The organism is Clostridium sp. Marseille-Q7071, assembly GCF_965112025.1.
On sequence record NZ_CBCOPR010000001.1, the window covers coordinates 3,516,526 to 3,533,228 of the forward strand.

Sequence of the window (16,703 nt, forward strand, 5' to 3'; positions counted from 1 at the left end):
TTTTATAAAGTAATATTCAACTATCTCTCTATATCATTGTAATATAAAGGATCTTATATATTCAACCATTTTCATACATACTATTATAAATTTTACTTTTTTGCGAGTTTTTTCACTTTTAATATACATATAGATAAAAAAAGAGTCTTATTTAGACTCTTTTTTTATAGATCTATATTTTGAATTGGTTCTCTCTTCTGGATTTATATAATCATAATCACCGTTTTCAGTTTTTTTTAATCCTAATGATGCCATTTGTTTTTTAGTGAATTTACGTTTATTAGTCATGTATATTCCTCCTTCTATACTGTTAGAATCACCATATAAAAAGAATCTATTCCTTTAATTATTTTTAGTTAACTTATGATGAAGTTCTTAAATAAGAAACTTCCCTTATGAATCTATATAATAATTTTGAAAATTATTAAGAATTCTTTTAATTTAATTTACATTTTTATATTTTTTACTCTTTTTTAATTATTAATATAATGTATAAATCCTATATAAATATGTTTTAAGATATCATAACTAATTTTGATGTTTAAATTATGAACTAATCTTACTTTTTTTAAATTTTACATTTACAGCATATTATTTTGCCTTTTGTTAAGCTTAGTGATATAATTTTCACATCCCCCCCATGGGGATATGAAAGGAGAAAATTATATGCATAATCATAATCATCCACAACAAAAAAATGTAATTAATAGACTGTCTAGAGCTATAGGCCATTTGGAAGCTGTGAAGCGCATGGCTGAAGAAGGTAGGGATTGTAGTGAATTGTTAATTCAAATATCAGCTGTCCGTTCTGCTATAAATAATATTGGAAAAATAATACTGGAAGATCATATTAATCACTGTGTTATAGAAGCTATAGAAACTAATAATACAGAAGTTATTACTGATTTTAAAAATGCCCTAGATAAATTTCTAAAATAAAGGAGATATAGTATGCAATTTATTTTAAAAACATTAATATCATCTCTTCTAATTGCCATTGTATCTACTATTAGCAAGAAATCTCCTTTTGTTGGAGCTATCATTATATCCTTACCTATAACTTCTATATTAGCTTTAATATGGCTTTATAGTGATACTAAAGACATAAATCAAGTAATTTCCTTATCCTCATCCATATGTTTTATGATTTTACCTTCAATATTATTTTTTATAGTTTTAGCTATTTTGCTTAAACATGACTTTAGCTTTATTAAATCAATAATTTTTTCATCTATTGCTATGATTACTTTTTATACTGCCTACTCTTATATTTTAAATAAAGTTGGAATTAATTTATAAATTCTAAAAAGATTAGATTTTAAAAAAGCCCTTAGTTAACTAGATGCTTTTCTAAAATCTAATCTTTTTAATAGGTATAATATATGTATAATTTTCACTGTAAGTATTAACTTTTTCTGTCAATACACTTTTAACTTCATTTTATATGGCTTTTTTCATATTTTAATTCTATTAATGTCATTATAGAATAATTAGCTAGATCCATTAATGTATCTTCTATACTCTCATCGACCTTATTCTCTGTTTTAATTAATGCCTTAAGTCTACTTAATTTATCTTCCAATCTTATTATTGGCATTACCATACCATATTCCTTAAATCCCTTACCAAAGCTATCCCCATAGTCATGATTTTTTCTTGTGTATAAGCTATTTAGTTCTTTACATATTTCCATGTGTTTAGATGATTTATCCATACTTATCTCCCCTTAACATTTCTATTTAACTATATATAGTATTCTACAAGTTTTGTTTATTTAAGCCTTTTTGTACTTTAATTTTAAGTTCTTTTAAAATATTTCATAATTAATTTATAAATTTTTCGAATAAAATTATAACGTACACTGAAATCAAAAAAAAACAATTACTTTCATTTAAAATATCAAAACAATAATCGAAAAAAATTCAAAAATAACTTGTACTAATAAGGAATTATATCAAAGATATAAATAATCAGTAAAAAAATCTTCTTTTCGTAAGACAAGTGAAATTTCTAAAAAACTACCTATTAAATATAAAAAATACAATATACAGTTCTATTTGCTAAAGTATTTATTATTTAATCTATTTACATTTAGAAGCAGTTATACTTTTTATACTAAACCTTTATAAAATTTTATTTATATATAAATTCATTACCTGGCTCACTTAAGGTGGATAAATCTGTTACTTTCAAATAAGGGGAGCGACCTTGATCATCTTCCGTTAATATGCCCGTCACAACCACCCAAAGGTTATTATCAGGTATATACCCATTAAATTCACATGGTAAACCTACAAGATATGCATCTGTACCACAACAAAAATATTTACGACAAACAGCAAATGGTTCCTTTGCATTCTCTTCTGCTAAGTTGTATATAAATCCCTCATATTGAATAATCTTACCTTTATAACTACTTAAATTAATATACATATCATCAAGTTGTCCAAGAAAGAAATTATCGCGAATTATAATATCGGCCTTAGGTCTTGATTGCTTTTCAGAACTAGAGTCCTCTCTATCAATATTTTTTTCACTTTGCCCATTTAAATCATGTGTATTACTCGATGTATCAGGTGCAATAGAATTATCAACTGTCTCTTTATCCAAATAGTTATTAAGCATACTTTGATTAGAAGTGCCACAACCACCTACACTTATAGCCAATACAAAAATAAGTGTCATTAAACACATTTTCTTCATTTTTTCATCTCCCTATTCTAATGCATTTGCTCACAACTTCCGAAAAAATCATCATGACGATATTTACTGTAACAATACTCGCCCCCGTTGGCATATTGAAAATAAAGGACACTATTATTCCAATGATAAAGCAAACCACAGAAATAATGGCAGAAGTAATTACTAGTGCCTTAAAGCTATGGACCATTTTTTTAGCAGTTATAGCAGGAAAAATGATGAGACTTGAAATGAGAAGCGTACCCATAATCCTCATTCCGACCACTACAGTGAGAGCTGTTAAGAAGGAGATTAGAAATTGATACATTGTAACATTAATACCGGAAGCTTTGGCAAAATTCTCGTCACAAATTATGAGAAATAGCCTATTATAAAATAAAATAAAAAGCCCTATTACCAAGATTGATACTATAACACTCAATAAAATATCAAAATTATTCATTGCTAATATGCTACCAAACATGTAGTTGCAAACATCTATATTAAATCCTCTTGTTATAGATGTTATGATAACACCTGCTGAAAGAGAAGCTGTTGATGCAATTCCAATAGCTACATCTCCAGCTACACCTTTTTTCTGACAATGATAAATGAAGCTACAATTACTACAGGCATAGATGTATATAAAGGAGATAGTCCCATAGACATAGCAAAAGATAGTGATGCAAATCCAACATTTGCGAGACCATGCCCAATTAATGAGTAACGTTTTAATACCAACACCACACCGAGAAGAGCAGCACAAAGAGATACCAGTAAACCTACAATCAAAGCACGGGTAACGAAAGGATAACTAAAAATTTCAAATATTTTATTTATTGTCATTTTCTTATATCCCCTCTTCTAAAAACTTGCCACTCTTCTATGTTCCCACAAAATCTTAAGTGATTATCCATTACAGCTACACCATTGGCATAATCTTTAACTTTATTTAAGTCATGAGAAACCATTAAAATTGTGATATTATGCTTGGTGTTTAAGTCTGATAATATATTGTATAAACTCTTCGTAATATCTTCATCTAAACCAGAACAAGGTTCATCCAAAATTAATAATTTAGGATTTTTGCATAGTGCTCTGGCCAGCAGTACTCTTTGCTGCTGACCACCTGAAAGTTCTCCAATTTGCTTGTTTGATATATCTGTTATTTCTAAAAGTGCTATAGCTTCTTTTGCCGCTTTTATATCATCTCTTGAGTAAAAAGGGATTCTCTTAGCGCTTTTTTGTCTTCCCGTAATTACGATCTCATAAACTGTAGCAGGCAGATCAGAAGGAATTGTGCTAATCTGAGGTAAATAAGCTATTTGCTCTTTTGATATATTAAATTCCACTTTTCCTCTATTAAATGGTACAAGTCCTAATATACCTTTTACTAGTGAACTTTTACCTGATCCATTTGATCCTACAATACAAAAATAATCTCCATCGGCTATTTCAAAACTCACATCTTTTACAGCCAATACGGATTCATAAAATATGTCTAGGTGGGAAACTTTTAAAATCCACATATCAATTCAGCCCTTTTTTGATACTCTCAAGATTTTCACGCATAATATTAATGTAGGTTGTTTTATCCTCTAGTTGATCTTTTGATAAATTGTGTGCTGTACTAAAAAGTTCTGCTGAGATACCTGTTTGCTGTGCAATAGACTTGGCTACTTTTGGATCTACAAACTCTTCATGATATATACAAGAAATGTTATTTTTCTTTATATAATCAATAATGGAAGTTATGGTTTGGACACTCGGCTCACCTTCAGTGGAACAAGAATCATAAGCAGATTCGTACTTTAAACCATAATGATTTAGAAAATAACTATAGGCGAAACGTCCTCCAAATACCAATGTGTTCCGTTTACTACTTTTTACTACTTTAAAAATATCATCATCTAATTTCTGTAACTCTTTTTTATAATTATCTGCATTTTTACGATAGAATTCAGCATTGATGACGTCTTTTTCACAAAGTCCAGCTACGATATTGTCAACCATCTTCATTGCTAAAGTCGGGTCAAGCCAAATATGTGGATCATATTCGTGATGGTGTTCATCCTCAGCCAGATGATCTTCTTCATGGTCCTCCTTATGCTCATCATGGTCATGTTCTTCTTTTACCAAACTAATACCATTGGATGCATCAATTACTAGTAAATTTTTATTTGTTCCCCCTTCTACCACCTTTTCAGCCCAAGGTTCCATATATTTACCCGTATATATAAACATATCCGCATTATAAATATTTGACATATCGCTAGGCTTAGGGTCAAAAGTATGACTTTCTATTCCTGGTGGTAAGAGTAATTTAACATCTGCCTTATCTCCCACAATCTGAAGTGTAAAATCATACTGTGGAAATAGTGATGCAACAATAGTGAGTTTATGATCACTAACTTTCTGATTTTCATTTGTGTTATTGCAAGCAGTAAGAGAAAACATCATTGCTGCAATTGTAAAAATAGCTAATAACTTTTTCATTTTTATCCTCCTATGAGCTTGCACAGGATTTACATAATCCATAAAATACAGTTCTACGTCCATCAATAGTAAATCCATCTGTTGACTTTATACCTTCAAACAATCTCTGAAGTGCAGAATTTTCAAAATGTACAATCTGACCACAAGATTGACACATGAGGTGATAATGTTCTTGACATATTGTATTTTCACCTATGAATTGATAACAAGCTGGTTGATTTTCTGTAAGCAAATATTTTCTCACTAAACCACTTTCCTCTAATTGTGATAGATAACGATACACTGTAGACTTTGCTACTGGAGTTTCATTCGCTTTTAAAATATCAATAATTTCTTCAGCTGTAATATGTTCTCCATTATGATCTTGCATACAATCAAGTATTAGTGCTTTTTGCTTAGTATTTCTTGAAATACTGGATTGTTTATTTGTACTTAACATAATAATACCTCCTTATCGAAACTCGGAATCAGTTTTAATAAGAATATCACTATTTTAATTTATTTGTCAATATCATTTAATAAATAAGCATATTTCTTTCATATCCTTTTATTTAAAATATTTCAGATTTAATTTTAAAATTTCCTTGACAATTAGGTTTATGATGTCATAATAATCCACATTATAAAAAGGACTATCTCAAAATAGAAATTATTTTCTATTTTGAGATAGTCCTTTTTATTTCGCATACTTAATTATTATACCTATTCATACTACCTATAAGATTACAATATCTGACAAGCTATTCCTGTATAATATCTGTGAAAATCTTTGTACCAAATATGCTTTATATATTCCTCATTTTCTTTTTTATACCAAGGATTATAGTACGTAAAGTAGTCCTTGTTTCTCTCTATTAATACAACCCAATGGCTATTTCTAAGTCCAAATTCTTCTTCATCACCTGTAAGAAGAACCATAATAGGCGCTATTTTTAAAGATTCTTTCCATTCATCATCATAGAAAGACATTCTAAATTTAATTTTGTTTTCAACACAAAATTTAAAAATATCCTCTGGATAAACCCCACAAGGCGAATCATCTTCATCATACCCTTTTTCTTTAGGAGATAACTTAAAATTTAATTTTTCACCTAAGGTTTTAAAATCTTCACATTCTGATATACCATGATATTTTAACAACATTGATAAGCTTGCTATTCCACAAGAAACCTCTGGGTAAAACTCTTGTTCATTTTGGCTGATAAAAAAATCTTTATCCATATTTACTCTCCTATCTAAAATGATAATTTACTAAATATTATTTATATTTTAGCTATATAATATATTCAATTCCAAAATTTATATTATCATATATTTTTGGAAATATCTACATAAATAATTTTAATATCCTCTTAAATTATTATTACATATTTTATATTAATATATGGATACATTATTAAATGTTTAATATAACTTTGCGATATTCTAAACATAATAAAAAGAGCTTTTGCAAGCTCTTATGTATTATTTAAAGTAAACTAAATACTCAATATTTCTAGATCTCAATCTAATATAAAATTAACTCACTTACTTTAAAAATATGATTACTTTTTAAAAATGTATTTCAAATAAAGTATTTTACGAAATAGTTAGATTACATTATCCTTCCAGGTAATAGTGCATCTAAAATTCCGATAACTATAGCTGCTAATAATGCTCCTATTATAGATACTCTCATATTTGGAACTAAAAATTGTGTTAAGTATATTATTACAGCAGCAATGGCAAATCCTTTTAGTCCCTTTCCTATAGGAGATGCGTCAACTCCCATAAGTGATTCTGCGAAATAATCTAATACAGTTATTACAAGTGCAGCTATCAAAAATGACCATAATCCATGAATAGTAAATCCAGGTGTGAAAAATGATGTTATACCTAAAACAACTGCAACTAATATTAGTCTTACTATCCACCCCCAAATACTATTATTATTTGAATCATTTCTTTTATTTTCTTTATCTTGTTCCATTAAAATTCCTCCCTTATAAATTTTTATTGTCACATATTATAGTATGCTCATATAATTGAGAAATATAATAAATAATGAAGAATATATATTTAATACTATTTATATTTAAAAAATATGAAAAATTTGATTTAAATTTTAATCTTTTTTTAGTGTTTTATTAATTATAATTAATCCATTAATAAACAATTATAACTTATATCTCATACTTGAATATCTGTTTTCTTTAATTTAATAGCATATTTATAGTCATTTTATAATGTTTAGCAATATTAAGATTCCTTCAATATTCAATAACAATTTTTTCTGTTTTAGAGTGATTTTCTCAACTACATGGCCTTAATTTTTTTGTATAATATTATAAATTCTACTCATAATATAATTATACGATTAAACTCCACATATAAAATGAGCTAAGTAATAAATGAATCATATTGCTTAGCTCTTATTATTTTTAATAATAAAATAGAATAGATTAATAACCCTACTTATATTGTAATCTCTTCATTTTATACTTTTTTAAATCTACTAGAAATCTATTGAAAAATGTCATATGTTTGTTTTTGTTGAATTATTATTTAATTAGCTATAAAAATTGCTAACTAAAATGCTTTATATGCTACATCACAACTATCATCTAAATCCATAGTGACTAGATGGACAACTTTATTTTTAATAACTACTATAATACCCAAAACTCCTCAAACTCTAGCCTCCAACCTTCTTTTTAAAGAATTATTTATATCATTACTTTGATTTTTTTCTTATCCTAATTTAATGCATACATACTTATTCTTACAAGTTTTGCATCTATATTAAATATAAATATTTATTACATCTCACTTCACTTTTCTCCTTATACATAGAAAAGCACTAGTCTTTCTACTGGTGCTAAAATATATTAATAGCATTGAAAACTATCAATTTGATCTAATGCAGCTATAGATATACCACTCCTAAATTTAATCTATTTCTTAAAATAATTAACACTTATTGGTATCATCCCTAAAACTACTAAGTTTAAAATTCACAGTTCACAATTCACAATTCCGGATATTTCTCAGTGATAGCTGAGAAATTTAGAATTGATTTGTTTTTAAAGTTACGCAGTAGCTTATTATAAAGAGACTAGCAAATGTAGCCTCTCCATAGTATTAGTTAAATTTATTAGTATTGCTCCGAGCTATACTTCACCTCTGGGGAACCCTAAAGGGCTTCACTACTGTTCCCCAGAGGTGAAAAACTAGCAATACATTGCTAATAAAAATTAGTCTAAGAAATTAATTTATAAACAATTAATTTCCACCTTAATTGCACATTTTGCATTGGAATTATAAATTAGAATACTTAAGAATGCGTCTTTATTCAGCTATGCATTAATTTTTAAAATAGTTTATCTATATAAAATAAATCTTCATATTACTATCTCATTTATACATATTGCTCTTTTCTAAATTTTTACATGGTGTCAAGACTTTCTTTGTTGAATATTGTATATAAGGGGGTGTAGTCATGTTAAATGAACACTTAAAATCTGAAAATTCCACTGATTGTCAAACTCACGTTCACGAATTTTTAGGAAGTACTAGACTAGCTGAACAAGGAGAAGATAGGCATAATCATAGATTTGCTGGTGTTACAAGTCAAGTTATCCCTATGGGTAATTCTCACGTTCACGCTATCTTAGTTAATACTGACTTTTTTTCAGAGCATCATCATGAACTAGGTGTAATTACAGGACTAGCTATAGATGTTGGTAATGGCAAGCATATTCACTTAGCAACAGGTGTTACAACATTAGATGATGGTCATAATCATCAATTTATTTTTACGACTCTTATTCAAAGTCCTTTGACTTAATAATAAAACGGGGGAGATTTTCATCTCCCTTTTTAAATATAGACAATTAAGTCTATAAAAGAAACTAAGAAAATACTATTATAAAAGCTACTACAAATACTTAATTTTATCTATTTTAAACATAGCTATTATTCTCTTTTTAGTAAACTTTAAAATCTTACTATTTAATATCCCACCTGATAAAACTCCTGACTACTTGTTTAACTATTTTATATAATTCAGAACATGAGCCTTTTTAATCTTTGCATATCTTCTAATTCAAGACTAATTTCTATAAATTCTTCCTTTAATAAATAGTTATTATATTATTTTCTAATTAGGTTTACATTTCTTAATAAACTTTCGTTTTTTATTATTGAAAATTAAATCTTCACCTAGGTAAAGCAAAGGAAAATAATAGGGATAGTTATTATTCCTTTGTATCCCCTTTACAAAGAGGGATAGATGAATTTTCAGAGAAATTAACTCTATTAAATCCATATAAAAAAGGAATAACACTGCTACTATAATTTTAAATGCACTTAAAGATAAATTTTCATTTGTAAATAAAGATTTTAAGAAAATAACGAATAACAAAACAAAAGCTCAAACTTTTCTTATGAGCAATAAAGAACTTTTATGAAAAACTACAGAAACCTTTGAAGTTGTAACTTTAAAGATTGCCTATAATATAGACTTTCAAATAGGCATGAGATAAATAAGAAAACTTTCTACAGAGCTATCCACTGTTTTACAAGTGTAACTAATTTTTTATAAGCTAGGATGACTACTTCTTAGCAGCTTCAGATCTTTATCTAAAAGATAGTTGTAAGCATAGAATAGTTGCTGAAGAATTCTATATTGTTTCTGAATAGATCATAGCAAACAACTTTTAACTTACCCCTTTAAAATATATATTTTAAAAGACCTGTAGTACTATCATACTACAGATCTTTTACGGATTACTGACACATATATATTAAGATGTTCTGCTTTTTGTGTCTATAAGATAACAGTCCTAGTAAAAATAAAATCTTAAAACTCTCTACTCATAATACTAACTTACCAGTGATTAAGGTAGTCACAACTGTTAATTTTTTGTGGGAAACTTACTTAGAGCTTAGAGGGTACGTTAACAGAAAATAATAACAGTTCTAAGTAAAAAATTTTAAGTTTAAATATTATTGTGATTATATCAACAAGTGAACGTAAAAACTGTATAGATAAAAAAGCCGTCCTATTAGTGGGACGGTTTTTAAATAAATTAGCATTCAAAGTTAATTAGTGCATTAGAGTTGTCTTGATTTTGTTGATTCTGATAATATTGTTGAGTTTCTCCTGTGGATTCCAGATCTTTATTATAATCTTCATAGGCTTCTTTAACTAGTTCCATAAGTAAATTTCCGTACTGTGGATTACATTCCGCTATGTGTTGAGCTTCCATGGAGGCTTGTACTAGTATTTTTTGTGCCTCTTGCTTACTTTTAGCATTTCTCAATCTGTTTTTTAAAGATTCATTTGCTTGCTTTGCCTCTTCTGCTTTACGAAACATTTCTGGGTCAACACGGTTTATTAATTCTTTTTCTTCTTCTGTTAATTTCTGTCCTCGCACAATCTTTCTAGCAATTCCTTCGATTTTTGCCTGCTCTTCATACATCTTATTGATATCATGCTGATAAAGCATACGATCCAATTGTGGATTTCCCTTTCTAGCTTTATCAATTTTTTCTCGATCTTCTATAGTTTTATTCTTCTTATTATGTAGATTAAAAATGTACTGAAAATTTATATCTCCTTGAATTTTCATTTCTCTAATCCCCCCTTTTATCTAAATATTCAATGCAGATAGCTTTATAATTTTTATATCGAACATTTAAATAAGAATTATAGTTCTTTTTATAAGTTAACATATAGACATGTTAAAACTTCTAGATTTATTTGGTAATGTTTTATGTTGTTATTGGATATATATCATGCCTATATAAATAATTAATAGCCTTCTAGAAAATTAATAATGTAAAAGATTTATAACAATCTCTTAAGGAAGTATTTGCTAATATTCTATAGGAAATAGTTAAAATAGAATCAAAGAACCATTTGGCTTATTCTAAGTACAAGTATAAATATAACTATAAAAATAAAAGAACTAAGAATAGTAGGAACGAGAGTAAATTTCTTTATTATGATAATAATTAAATAGTGGCATTAAAGTCCACTAAATGCTCATCTACAAATATTCTCTATTTTCGTATTAACTTCAAAATACCGCCATTCCTTTTTATACATAATAAAAGAGCCCTATTAAGAGCTCTTTTAAACTATTTACAATGGATTTTACTTTATACTATTGTTCATTTGGATTAATTACAGTTTTTGATTCATTATAAGTATCAGTCAATTGTTGTACAGGTGAATTGTAAGGTTTAGCCCAACCTTGAGTTACAGCTAATTCTGTAAGAGCAGTATGTCCTCCAACTATTTGATTTAAACCAGCAGAATATATGGATCTCAATTCTGGAGTACTGCTTGTTAACGTAGCATTAAGATATGCGTCAGCTGCAGCTTTTCCAGAAGAAAGCATATTTGTAGATATAACCTCATCATTAATATCAACGTTATTTTTAATTAGGTTTCCAATTAAATTTGCCATTCTATTATACCTCCCCTGGAACTGTTACTTGATTTTCATTAATAAACTGTTGTAATCCTTTTATCCTACCCTCTGATGCTAACACGCTAGATTCACCTTGTCTTTTTAAGTTTTCATCTGTTATTAGTGCATTCACTGCTCTTTGTACAATTAATCCATCTTGCTCCATCTTCAATAGTGATGTTAAGGATAGTACTTCTGCTTCTGAAAGTTTTCTCATATTGTTACCTCCTCTAAATATAATTTACATATACTTATATTATGTGATTTTTAGAAAGTTAATAGTCATGTTAAATTTATCCAATTAAATAAATATTATTTCTACCTTAAAACTCCATTAACTTTCTTATATGCTCTTTTCTTACATAATACTCTTCTAAATTATCTATTGCCTTTTGTTTACCTATCCTTTTACTACTACATTAAATATATACTGAATATCTTTCTGCTTACTTGATTTTTAATTTTTTTAGTTAATAATACCAATCATTCTTACAAATTTTATACCTATATGAACTATAAATATTTAGCATATACTCACCTTCTTCTGTATAAAATAAAAAAGAGCCATTGTTTAAGGCTCTTTTTTAATATTAGTATTTTTCTATTAATCACTTAAAACTTTAGTATTTTAATCAAATTCCCTATCAATTTCAAGTATTTCCCCTGTATCAGCATCTACTTTTACTTCATAAATTCCAGTAGTAGTTCTTATGGTGACTTCATAAACTAATATACCGTACTCAGTGTCTAGTTCAACTTTTACTACTTGACCAGGAACCTGCTGTAAAGCAGCTTGAATAGCTGCTTCACTGTTAATGCGATAAGTTCTCCAGTAATTATCCCATAGATTATAGTAAATATTCTTCATTATATAAATCTCATCCTTTTTAGCATTCATATGATTATTGTATTCAAATTTTCAAAAATTGGTGTCTTTTAAGAGTGTATAATCTTAAATTATTTCTGCCTTAAAGCTACGTTAACTCTTTTATATATCCTTTCTGATATGCTTTCTTTTAAACTCTCTGCTCCCCTTTGTTTCTTAATCTTCTGTGAACTGCAGTAAGCGCATACTAAATATCTTTCTTACCTTACTTGATTTTTAGTTTACTCAGTTAATAATACAAACCCATTTTTATAAATTCTATATCTATATGAAGTTAAATATTTAGTATATTTTCATCTCACTTTAATTTTTCACATAAAAAAAGAGCCCCCTATAAGCTCTTCTCAAAATTAATTTACTATATCTTGTTAAAAGTAAAAAATTGTTTTTTAAATCCTACTGGAAAATTTTGAACTTTAATCAACTTTCACATCTACTTCAAGCATCTGACCAGTATTAGCATCTATTTCAACTTTATATACTCCAGTAATGTTTTTAATAGTAACTTTATAGATTAATAAATCCCCTTTATAATCTATTTCAACTTTCATTACCTGACCTGGAAATTGCTCTAGAGCAATTTGAATAGCTGCTTCACTGTTAATACGATAAGTTCTCCAGTAATTATCCCACAGACTATAATAAAGATCCGTCATTACTTGCACACCTTTCTTTTAACATTCCCATAATTATTGTATTCAGGCATTTGGAAATTTATGTCTTATGCTATTATATATCCATCACATCAAAATAAAGCAACCTCTGCTCTAAGTCTCTAAAAATTATTCAACTTAAATTGACTTAATCTAATCAAACAATTTACTAATTATCAATTCTTTCATAACCACAGCCACAAGTATATTTAATACTTAAAGTAAAATTATAATCACTGTTATCATCTAATTTTACGTATTCTCTATTTATCTTCTTGCCACATTTAGGACAAATTAAATATTCATTCATTTTTTAACTCCTTCCTAATTTTCACTATTAATATATTTGAAATATGGACTAACTAAATATCTATTTCTACTGGCTTATCTTGATAACATGTAATATTTTGTTTTGGACTTTTTTTAAGTATTCTATTTAGAATCTTTTGAATTTGATTTATATCCTTATCTTCTATATCTTTCCAAATTAAATTTTCCCACTCTTCATACATATTGTCGCACTCTTCATTTTTAATAGCATTTTTTAACATATCTTTTGCGTTAAGAGCTGCATGATGAATCCCTAATGTATAAACATTCACTCCTTTAAATTGATCTATATTTGTAATCAACTCTTCTTTTGTCATTAGCTTATATTCATCACCAACTACTAATATTTCATGGTCTTTCAAAGTTGACAATTTAACCATTCTTATTCCCTCCTATTTAAGATTATAAAAAATAATCCCTAATCATTTTCTAAAACTTATTCTTTTATTGCATTTAGCCTCAAATAAAAGCTTAATTTCTTCTCCTGAATATCCTATAACTTCTTAGTGCCCTAATTTCTCAACTGCTTTTTATATTAAAATCTAAAAATCCTTCTATTTTATAATACAATCAGCACATGTAAATTGTTACTTATAATAACAAATTATCTTCTTTTAACCATTTTTTATTATTAAAATAAAATTATTTCTTTAACATTTTCTTCTTTATCTCTTTCTGTTAAACTTGGTGCTACAAATGTAAAATCTGATACAATGTTTTTATTTACCAAATAGAAGTTTATTTTATTATGTACATCTTTTAAATCTATTCTTATTAACATCTTTTTAAGGCTTTATTAAATTTCACAATTAACAATCTTATTAAATAACTTCAACTCAATAACCTAAATCATTAACATTAATTTATAGTATAAAAAATACCGTAAAATTCACCTTGAATAATACGGTATTAGAAATTTAGTTTATATACATTTTTGCTACTTTTATATAAAACTATATTTGACTTTTACATAAAACTTCTCTAACTTCCATCAATATTTTTCCTAACATATTTTTTCCCGTTCTATCTTTACACATCCCCAATAATAATCATTAGAAGTCTTCTCTATTATTTTTTTCTCCTGTTGCTTTAAATTTTCTATGAAAATTTAATCTTAAATGATATATTTGGAGTTGCTCCATGGCAATTAATTATTAACTGAAATATCGTTCTATAATTAATTTATAAATCTTTTTTATGGAATTCTCAGCAATGTTTTTTCACAGACGAATGGACATGTGTCATTCTAAAAAAAGATGTAAAAATAAAAAACCCTTTCTTTGAATTTCCATTAAGAATTTAAACAATAAAAGGTGGCAATTATAGCCACCTGTACAACTAATATGAACACCCAATGATTTACTTATAGGTAAACGATATAGAAGGAATAAACGAATCTGGGATTTTGAAAATTTCATTTACTTTCTCATCCTCTAGATTATAGCAATACAAGGCGTTTGGATAAACTGTTAACCCTAAAATATTTTTTTGACTTGTTCCAATGGGAATAGCCGTAAAGTAGATGTTTTTCTCATCAGAACTAAGAGCTGCAATATAAGGTTGAGAAAATTCAGAAATTTCGTTGGTTTTCTTAAGTTGTTCTTGAGTTAGCAAAGTATCTATTTTATTTTTCTTTATATCTAACTTATAGAATCCTTTTTCATTATCCTGTATACCACTTCCACCTAATATGATAAAATCATTTGATTTTGAAAATGATATTGAATCTAATCTCACAGCGGTTATCTGGGATACCACTGTTCTATTACTTCCATCTATGTCCATTGCTATAATGTAGTAGTTGATTTTTGCCAAATCATTTTGTTCCTTAAATTTCTTTGTTATAAACTCTTCATAAGAAAATGCTAATGCAATGATTTTATTATTACGCACATCAAAATCTTGTACACCAAGACCAGAATCTAATTCGAGGATTTCCCCCTCTTTCTTAATAACATCTATTTTTGATATTTGAGGAACAGGAGAGTTCTTATCTCCACTCTTTGCAAATATAATGTTTCCCTTTTCGTCACCGAAACGTAAATTAAATTGACCTAATGGATCATCAGTAATTTGATAAGTTTCTTTAGTAGGAATATTAAATCGAAATATATCCCATGAGTTCTTCCCAATAGCATCAGAATAAAGCAAGATTTCTCCTGTGGTATTAACTTTACCAGTTATCATTGCATCTCTGTTACTTACTAATTTTTGTTTCCTTTGAATCTCAGTATCTATCATCCATAAGTCACTTTTGTTGTTAGAATTAGTAACAGTTGCAACTAGCCATTCACCATTACTTGAGGAATTTCTGCCTATTACTGCAATACTATTTATTTTATTAAAAACAAATAGTATTGTAAGAGGAAAAACAATTAAAATTAATAGCATATATTTAATACGAATGTTTTTAAGAGTTAATATATCCTTAATTTTTTTAATATCAAAATATAACACCTCTAAGTTCTTTTGTAATTTAGTTCTAATTAGTTGGTATGCCAAACTATTTTGCTGTCAAACCAACCTTTAGCTGTAGGATAGAAGTTGGTAGTAAAACATTTAACATCTATATCTAGTATTACTCCGGGAGCAAAGTTGCCTCTATCAAGTACATAAACTGCTGCCGTCTTAGTACCGCTTTCTAGATCATATACACGAACCGTTGGCTACCAAGGCAGAAACATATGAGCTGCACTCCATTCATCTAAAACAACACTACGTCCAGAAGCATAAAAATAAGTAGTTTTCCCAGTTTGAGAGTGTTCAGTCGCCATAATATTTACATCATTGGATATTTGTGAATTTGGTTCTACTTTCTTTACGTCAACTTTAACCTCAGATTGTTTTCTAGCATCTTGATTAATAATAATCGGTTGCCCAAGAGCATCATAAGTAACTATCATTCCTTCTTTTGCTAATGGTAAAGTTGATTCATTTATCAACACTGGATTCTTTTTACTAAATTCTGTTTTTTCTCCCTTTTCAAGAGTCACACATTGTTACTCTTATCAAATGTAATAGTAGTACCAGGATCCATATACTTCGGTATCTGTTTATATGGTATACCACTTGCTGCTAAAACATTCGTTGAATTTAAAACGAGTATAAGTGATAACGTAGGGATAAATTTTTTTAGCTTCATCTTTATTCCTTGAAATTTTATTTAACTATATATTCTATATTTGTCATATTTACCTTTTT

The 16,703-nt window shown here is 27.6% G+C and carries 21 protein-coding genes and 1 pseudogene; 3 read left to right on the plus strand and 19 right to left on the minus strand.

Annotation, left to right across the window (positions count from 1 at the left end):
• Window positions 1-147: 147 nt before the first annotated feature.
• On the minus strand, window positions 148-288 hold the full coding sequence (locus ACWPW7_RS16680; RefSeq protein WP_163247953.1) for a hypothetical protein: 141 nt from the start codon (window positions 286-288) through the stop codon (window positions 148-150).
• Between the two features lie 378 nt (window positions 289-666).
• On the opposite strand from ACWPW7_RS16680, the gene ACWPW7_RS16685 reads away from it, so the two are divergent.
• Both ACWPW7_RS16685 and ACWPW7_RS16690 read left to right on the plus strand, forming a co-directional pair.
• Entirely contained in the window at window positions 667-939 is a 273-nt protein-coding gene (locus ACWPW7_RS16685) for a metal-sensing transcriptional repressor (RefSeq protein WP_454054416.1), read from the plus strand.
• Between the two features lie 12 nt (window positions 940-951).
• Complete coding sequence (locus ACWPW7_RS16690) at window positions 952-1,299, plus strand: DUF3147 family protein (RefSeq protein WP_454054417.1); 348 nt, start codon at window positions 952-954, stop codon at window positions 1,297-1,299.
• 136 nt (window positions 1,300-1,435) lie between these two features.
• Here the strand turns inward: ACWPW7_RS16690 and ACWPW7_RS16695 are convergent, their stop codons facing one another.
• The 8 genes and pseudogenes from ACWPW7_RS16695 to ACWPW7_RS16730 all read right to left on the minus strand — a co-directional run bounded on the left by ACWPW7_RS16695 (window position 1,436) and on the right by ACWPW7_RS16730 (window position 7,144).
• Window positions 1,436-1,714, minus strand: coding sequence for a DUF1599 domain-containing protein (locus ACWPW7_RS16695; RefSeq protein WP_454054418.1), 279 nt, complete (start codon window positions 1,712-1,714; stop codon window positions 1,436-1,438).
• A gap of 419 nt (window positions 1,715-2,133) precedes the next feature.
• Window positions 2,134-2,703, minus strand: coding sequence for a TIGR03943 family putative permease subunit (locus ACWPW7_RS16700; RefSeq protein WP_454054419.1), 570 nt, complete (start codon window positions 2,701-2,703; stop codon window positions 2,134-2,136).
• A gap of 4 nt (window positions 2,704-2,707) precedes the next feature.
• A pseudogene (locus ACWPW7_RS16705) lies at window positions 2,708-3,525 on the minus strand (metal ABC transporter permease).
• Window positions 3,522-4,208 carry a metal ABC transporter ATP-binding protein gene (locus ACWPW7_RS16710; RefSeq protein ID WP_291559922.1) on the minus strand — a complete coding sequence of 229 codons (687 nt, stop codon included), beginning with the start codon at window positions 4,206-4,208 and terminating at the stop codon, window positions 3,522-3,524. Before ACWPW7_RS16710 ends, ACWPW7_RS16705 begins: the two are co-directional and overlap by 4 nt.
• Window position 4,209: 1 nt before the next feature.
• Complete coding sequence (locus tag ACWPW7_RS16715) at window positions 4,210-5,175, minus strand: metal ABC transporter solute-binding protein, Zn/Mn family (protein WP_454054420.1); 966 nt, start codon at window positions 5,173-5,175, stop codon at window positions 4,210-4,212.
• Between the two features lie 10 nt (window positions 5,176-5,185).
• Window positions 5,186-5,614, minus strand: coding sequence for a Fur family transcriptional regulator (locus tag ACWPW7_RS16720; protein ID WP_454054421.1), 429 nt, complete (start codon window positions 5,612-5,614; stop codon window positions 5,186-5,188).
• Window positions 5,615-5,898: 284 nt separating this feature from the next.
• Window positions 5,899-6,396 carry a hypothetical protein gene (locus ACWPW7_RS16725; protein WP_454054422.1) on the minus strand — a complete coding sequence of 166 codons (498 nt, stop codon included), beginning with the start codon at window positions 6,394-6,396 and terminating at the stop codon, window positions 5,899-5,901.
• Window positions 6,397-6,769: 373 nt separating this feature from the next.
• A complete protein-coding gene (locus ACWPW7_RS16730) occupies window positions 6,770-7,144 on the minus strand; it encodes a phage holin family protein (protein WP_291559932.1) in 375 nt (124 codons plus the stop codon).
• Window positions 7,145-8,653: 1,509 nt separating this feature from the next.
• On the opposite strand from ACWPW7_RS16730, the gene ACWPW7_RS16735 reads away from it, so the two are divergent.
• Window positions 8,654-9,001: a YmaF family protein gene (locus ACWPW7_RS16735; RefSeq protein ID WP_454054423.1), complete on the plus strand. Its 348-nt coding sequence runs from the start codon at window positions 8,654-8,656 to the stop codon at window positions 8,999-9,001.
• 1,243 nt (window positions 9,002-10,244) lie between these two features.
• Here the strand turns inward: ACWPW7_RS16735 and ACWPW7_RS16740 are convergent.
• From ACWPW7_RS16740 to ACWPW7_RS16785, 10 genes are all read right to left on the minus strand, one after another.
• Window positions 10,245-10,787, minus strand: a complete 543-nt coding sequence (locus ACWPW7_RS16740) for a hypothetical protein (RefSeq protein WP_454054424.1) — start codon at window positions 10,785-10,787, stop codon at window positions 10,245-10,247.
• Window positions 10,788-11,324: 537 nt separating this feature from the next.
• On the minus strand, window positions 11,325-11,630 hold the full coding sequence (locus ACWPW7_RS16745) for a spore coat protein (RefSeq protein WP_454054425.1): 306 nt from the start codon (window positions 11,628-11,630) through the stop codon (window positions 11,325-11,327).
• A gap of 4 nt (window positions 11,631-11,634) precedes the next feature.
• Window positions 11,635-11,850: a hypothetical protein gene (locus tag ACWPW7_RS16750; RefSeq protein ID WP_454054426.1), complete on the minus strand. Its 216-nt coding sequence runs from the start codon at window positions 11,848-11,850 to the stop codon at window positions 11,635-11,637.
• Window positions 11,851-12,261: 411 nt separating this feature from the next.
• Window positions 12,262-12,501, minus strand: coding sequence for a PepSY domain-containing protein (locus ACWPW7_RS16755; RefSeq protein ID WP_454054427.1), 240 nt, complete (start codon window positions 12,499-12,501; stop codon window positions 12,262-12,264).
• A 434-nt stretch (window positions 12,502-12,935) separates the two neighbouring features.
• Complete coding sequence (locus tag ACWPW7_RS16760) at window positions 12,936-13,175, minus strand: PepSY domain-containing protein (RefSeq protein WP_454054428.1); 240 nt, start codon at window positions 13,173-13,175, stop codon at window positions 12,936-12,938.
• A 166-nt stretch (window positions 13,176-13,341) separates the two neighbouring features.
• Window positions 13,342-13,482 (minus strand): hypothetical protein, encoded by a 141-nt coding sequence (locus tag ACWPW7_RS16765; RefSeq protein WP_291568408.1) that lies wholly within the window; start codon window positions 13,480-13,482, stop codon window positions 13,342-13,344.
• Window positions 13,483-13,534: 52 nt separating this feature from the next.
• A complete protein-coding gene (locus ACWPW7_RS16770; protein WP_454054429.1) occupies window positions 13,535-13,882 on the minus strand; it encodes a hypothetical protein in 348 nt (115 codons plus the stop codon).
• A gap of 251 nt (window positions 13,883-14,133) precedes the next feature.
• Window positions 14,134-14,283 (minus strand): hypothetical protein, encoded by a 150-nt coding sequence (locus tag ACWPW7_RS16775; protein WP_454054430.1) that lies wholly within the window; start codon window positions 14,281-14,283, stop codon window positions 14,134-14,136.
• A 578-nt stretch (window positions 14,284-14,861) separates the two neighbouring features.
• Window positions 14,862-15,893: a hypothetical protein gene (locus tag ACWPW7_RS16780; RefSeq protein WP_454054431.1), complete on the minus strand. Its 1,032-nt coding sequence runs from the start codon at window positions 15,891-15,893 to the stop codon at window positions 14,862-14,864.
• Window positions 15,894-16,168: 275 nt separating this feature from the next.
• On the minus strand, window positions 16,169-16,495 hold the full coding sequence (locus ACWPW7_RS16785; protein WP_454054432.1) for a hypothetical protein: 327 nt from the start codon (window positions 16,493-16,495) through the stop codon (window positions 16,169-16,171).
• Between the last annotated feature and the right edge of the window lie 208 nt (window positions 16,496-16,703).

Bases quoted from the DNA above. Each gene is read 5' to 3' on its own strand.
- ACWPW7_RS16680 (WP_163247953.1), bottom strand. From the start codon at position 288: ATGACTAATAAACGTAAATTCACTAAAAAACAAATGGCATCATTAGGA.
- ACWPW7_RS16685 (WP_454054416.1), top strand. From the start codon at position 667: ATGCATAATCATAATCATCCACAACAAAAAAATGTAATTAATAGACTG.
- ACWPW7_RS16690 (WP_454054417.1), top strand. From the start codon at position 952: ATGCAATTTATTTTAAAAACATTAATATCATCTCTTCTAATTGCCATT.
- ACWPW7_RS16695 (WP_454054418.1), bottom strand. From the start codon at position 1,714: ATGGATAAATCATCTAAACACATGGAAATATGTAAAGAACTAAATAGC.
- ACWPW7_RS16700 (WP_454054419.1), bottom strand. From the start codon at position 2,703: ATGAAGAAAATGTGTTTAATGACACTTATTTTTGTATTGGCTATAAGT.
- ACWPW7_RS16710 (WP_291559922.1), bottom strand. From the start codon at position 4,208: ATGTGGATTTTAAAAGTTTCCCACCTAGACATATTTTATGAATCCGTA.
- ACWPW7_RS16715 (WP_454054420.1), bottom strand. From the start codon at position 5,175: ATGAAAAAGTTATTAGCTATTTTTACAATTGCAGCAATGATGTTTTCT.
- ACWPW7_RS16720 (WP_454054421.1), bottom strand. From the start codon at position 5,614: ATGTTAAGTACAAATAAACAATCCAGTATTTCAAGAAATACTAAGCAA.
- ACWPW7_RS16725 (WP_454054422.1), bottom strand. From the start codon at position 6,396: ATGGATAAAGATTTTTTTATCAGCCAAAATGAACAAGAGTTTTACCCA.
- ACWPW7_RS16730 (WP_291559932.1), bottom strand. From the start codon at position 7,144: ATGGAACAAGATAAAGAAAATAAAAGAAATGATTCAAATAATAATAGT.
- ACWPW7_RS16735 (WP_454054423.1), top strand. From the start codon at position 8,654: ATGTTAAATGAACACTTAAAATCTGAAAATTCCACTGATTGTCAAACT.
- ACWPW7_RS16740 (WP_454054424.1), bottom strand. From the start codon at position 10,787: ATGAAAATTCAAGGAGATATAAATTTTCAGTACATTTTTAATCTACAT.
- ACWPW7_RS16745 (WP_454054425.1), bottom strand. From the start codon at position 11,630: ATGGCAAATTTAATTGGAAACCTAATTAAAAATAACGTTGATATTAAT.
- ACWPW7_RS16750 (WP_454054426.1), bottom strand. From the start codon at position 11,850: ATGAGAAAACTTTCAGAAGCAGAAGTACTATCCTTAACATCACTATTG.
- ACWPW7_RS16755 (WP_454054427.1), bottom strand. From the start codon at position 12,501: ATGAAGAATATTTACTATAATCTATGGGATAATTACTGGAGAACTTAT.
- ACWPW7_RS16760 (WP_454054428.1), bottom strand. From the start codon at position 13,175: ATGACGGATCTTTATTATAGTCTGTGGGATAATTACTGGAGAACTTAT.
- ACWPW7_RS16765 (WP_291568408.1), bottom strand. From the start codon at position 13,482: ATGAATGAATATTTAATTTGTCCTAAATGTGGCAAGAAGATAAATAGA.
- ACWPW7_RS16770 (WP_454054429.1), bottom strand. From the start codon at position 13,882: ATGGTTAAATTGTCAACTTTGAAAGACCATGAAATATTAGTAGTTGGT.
- ACWPW7_RS16775 (WP_454054430.1), bottom strand. From the start codon at position 14,283: ATGTTAATAAGAATAGATTTAAAAGATGTACATAATAAAATAAACTTC.
- ACWPW7_RS16780 (WP_454054431.1), bottom strand. From the start codon at position 15,893: ATGCTATTAATTTTAATTGTTTTTCCTCTTACAATACTATTTGTTTTT.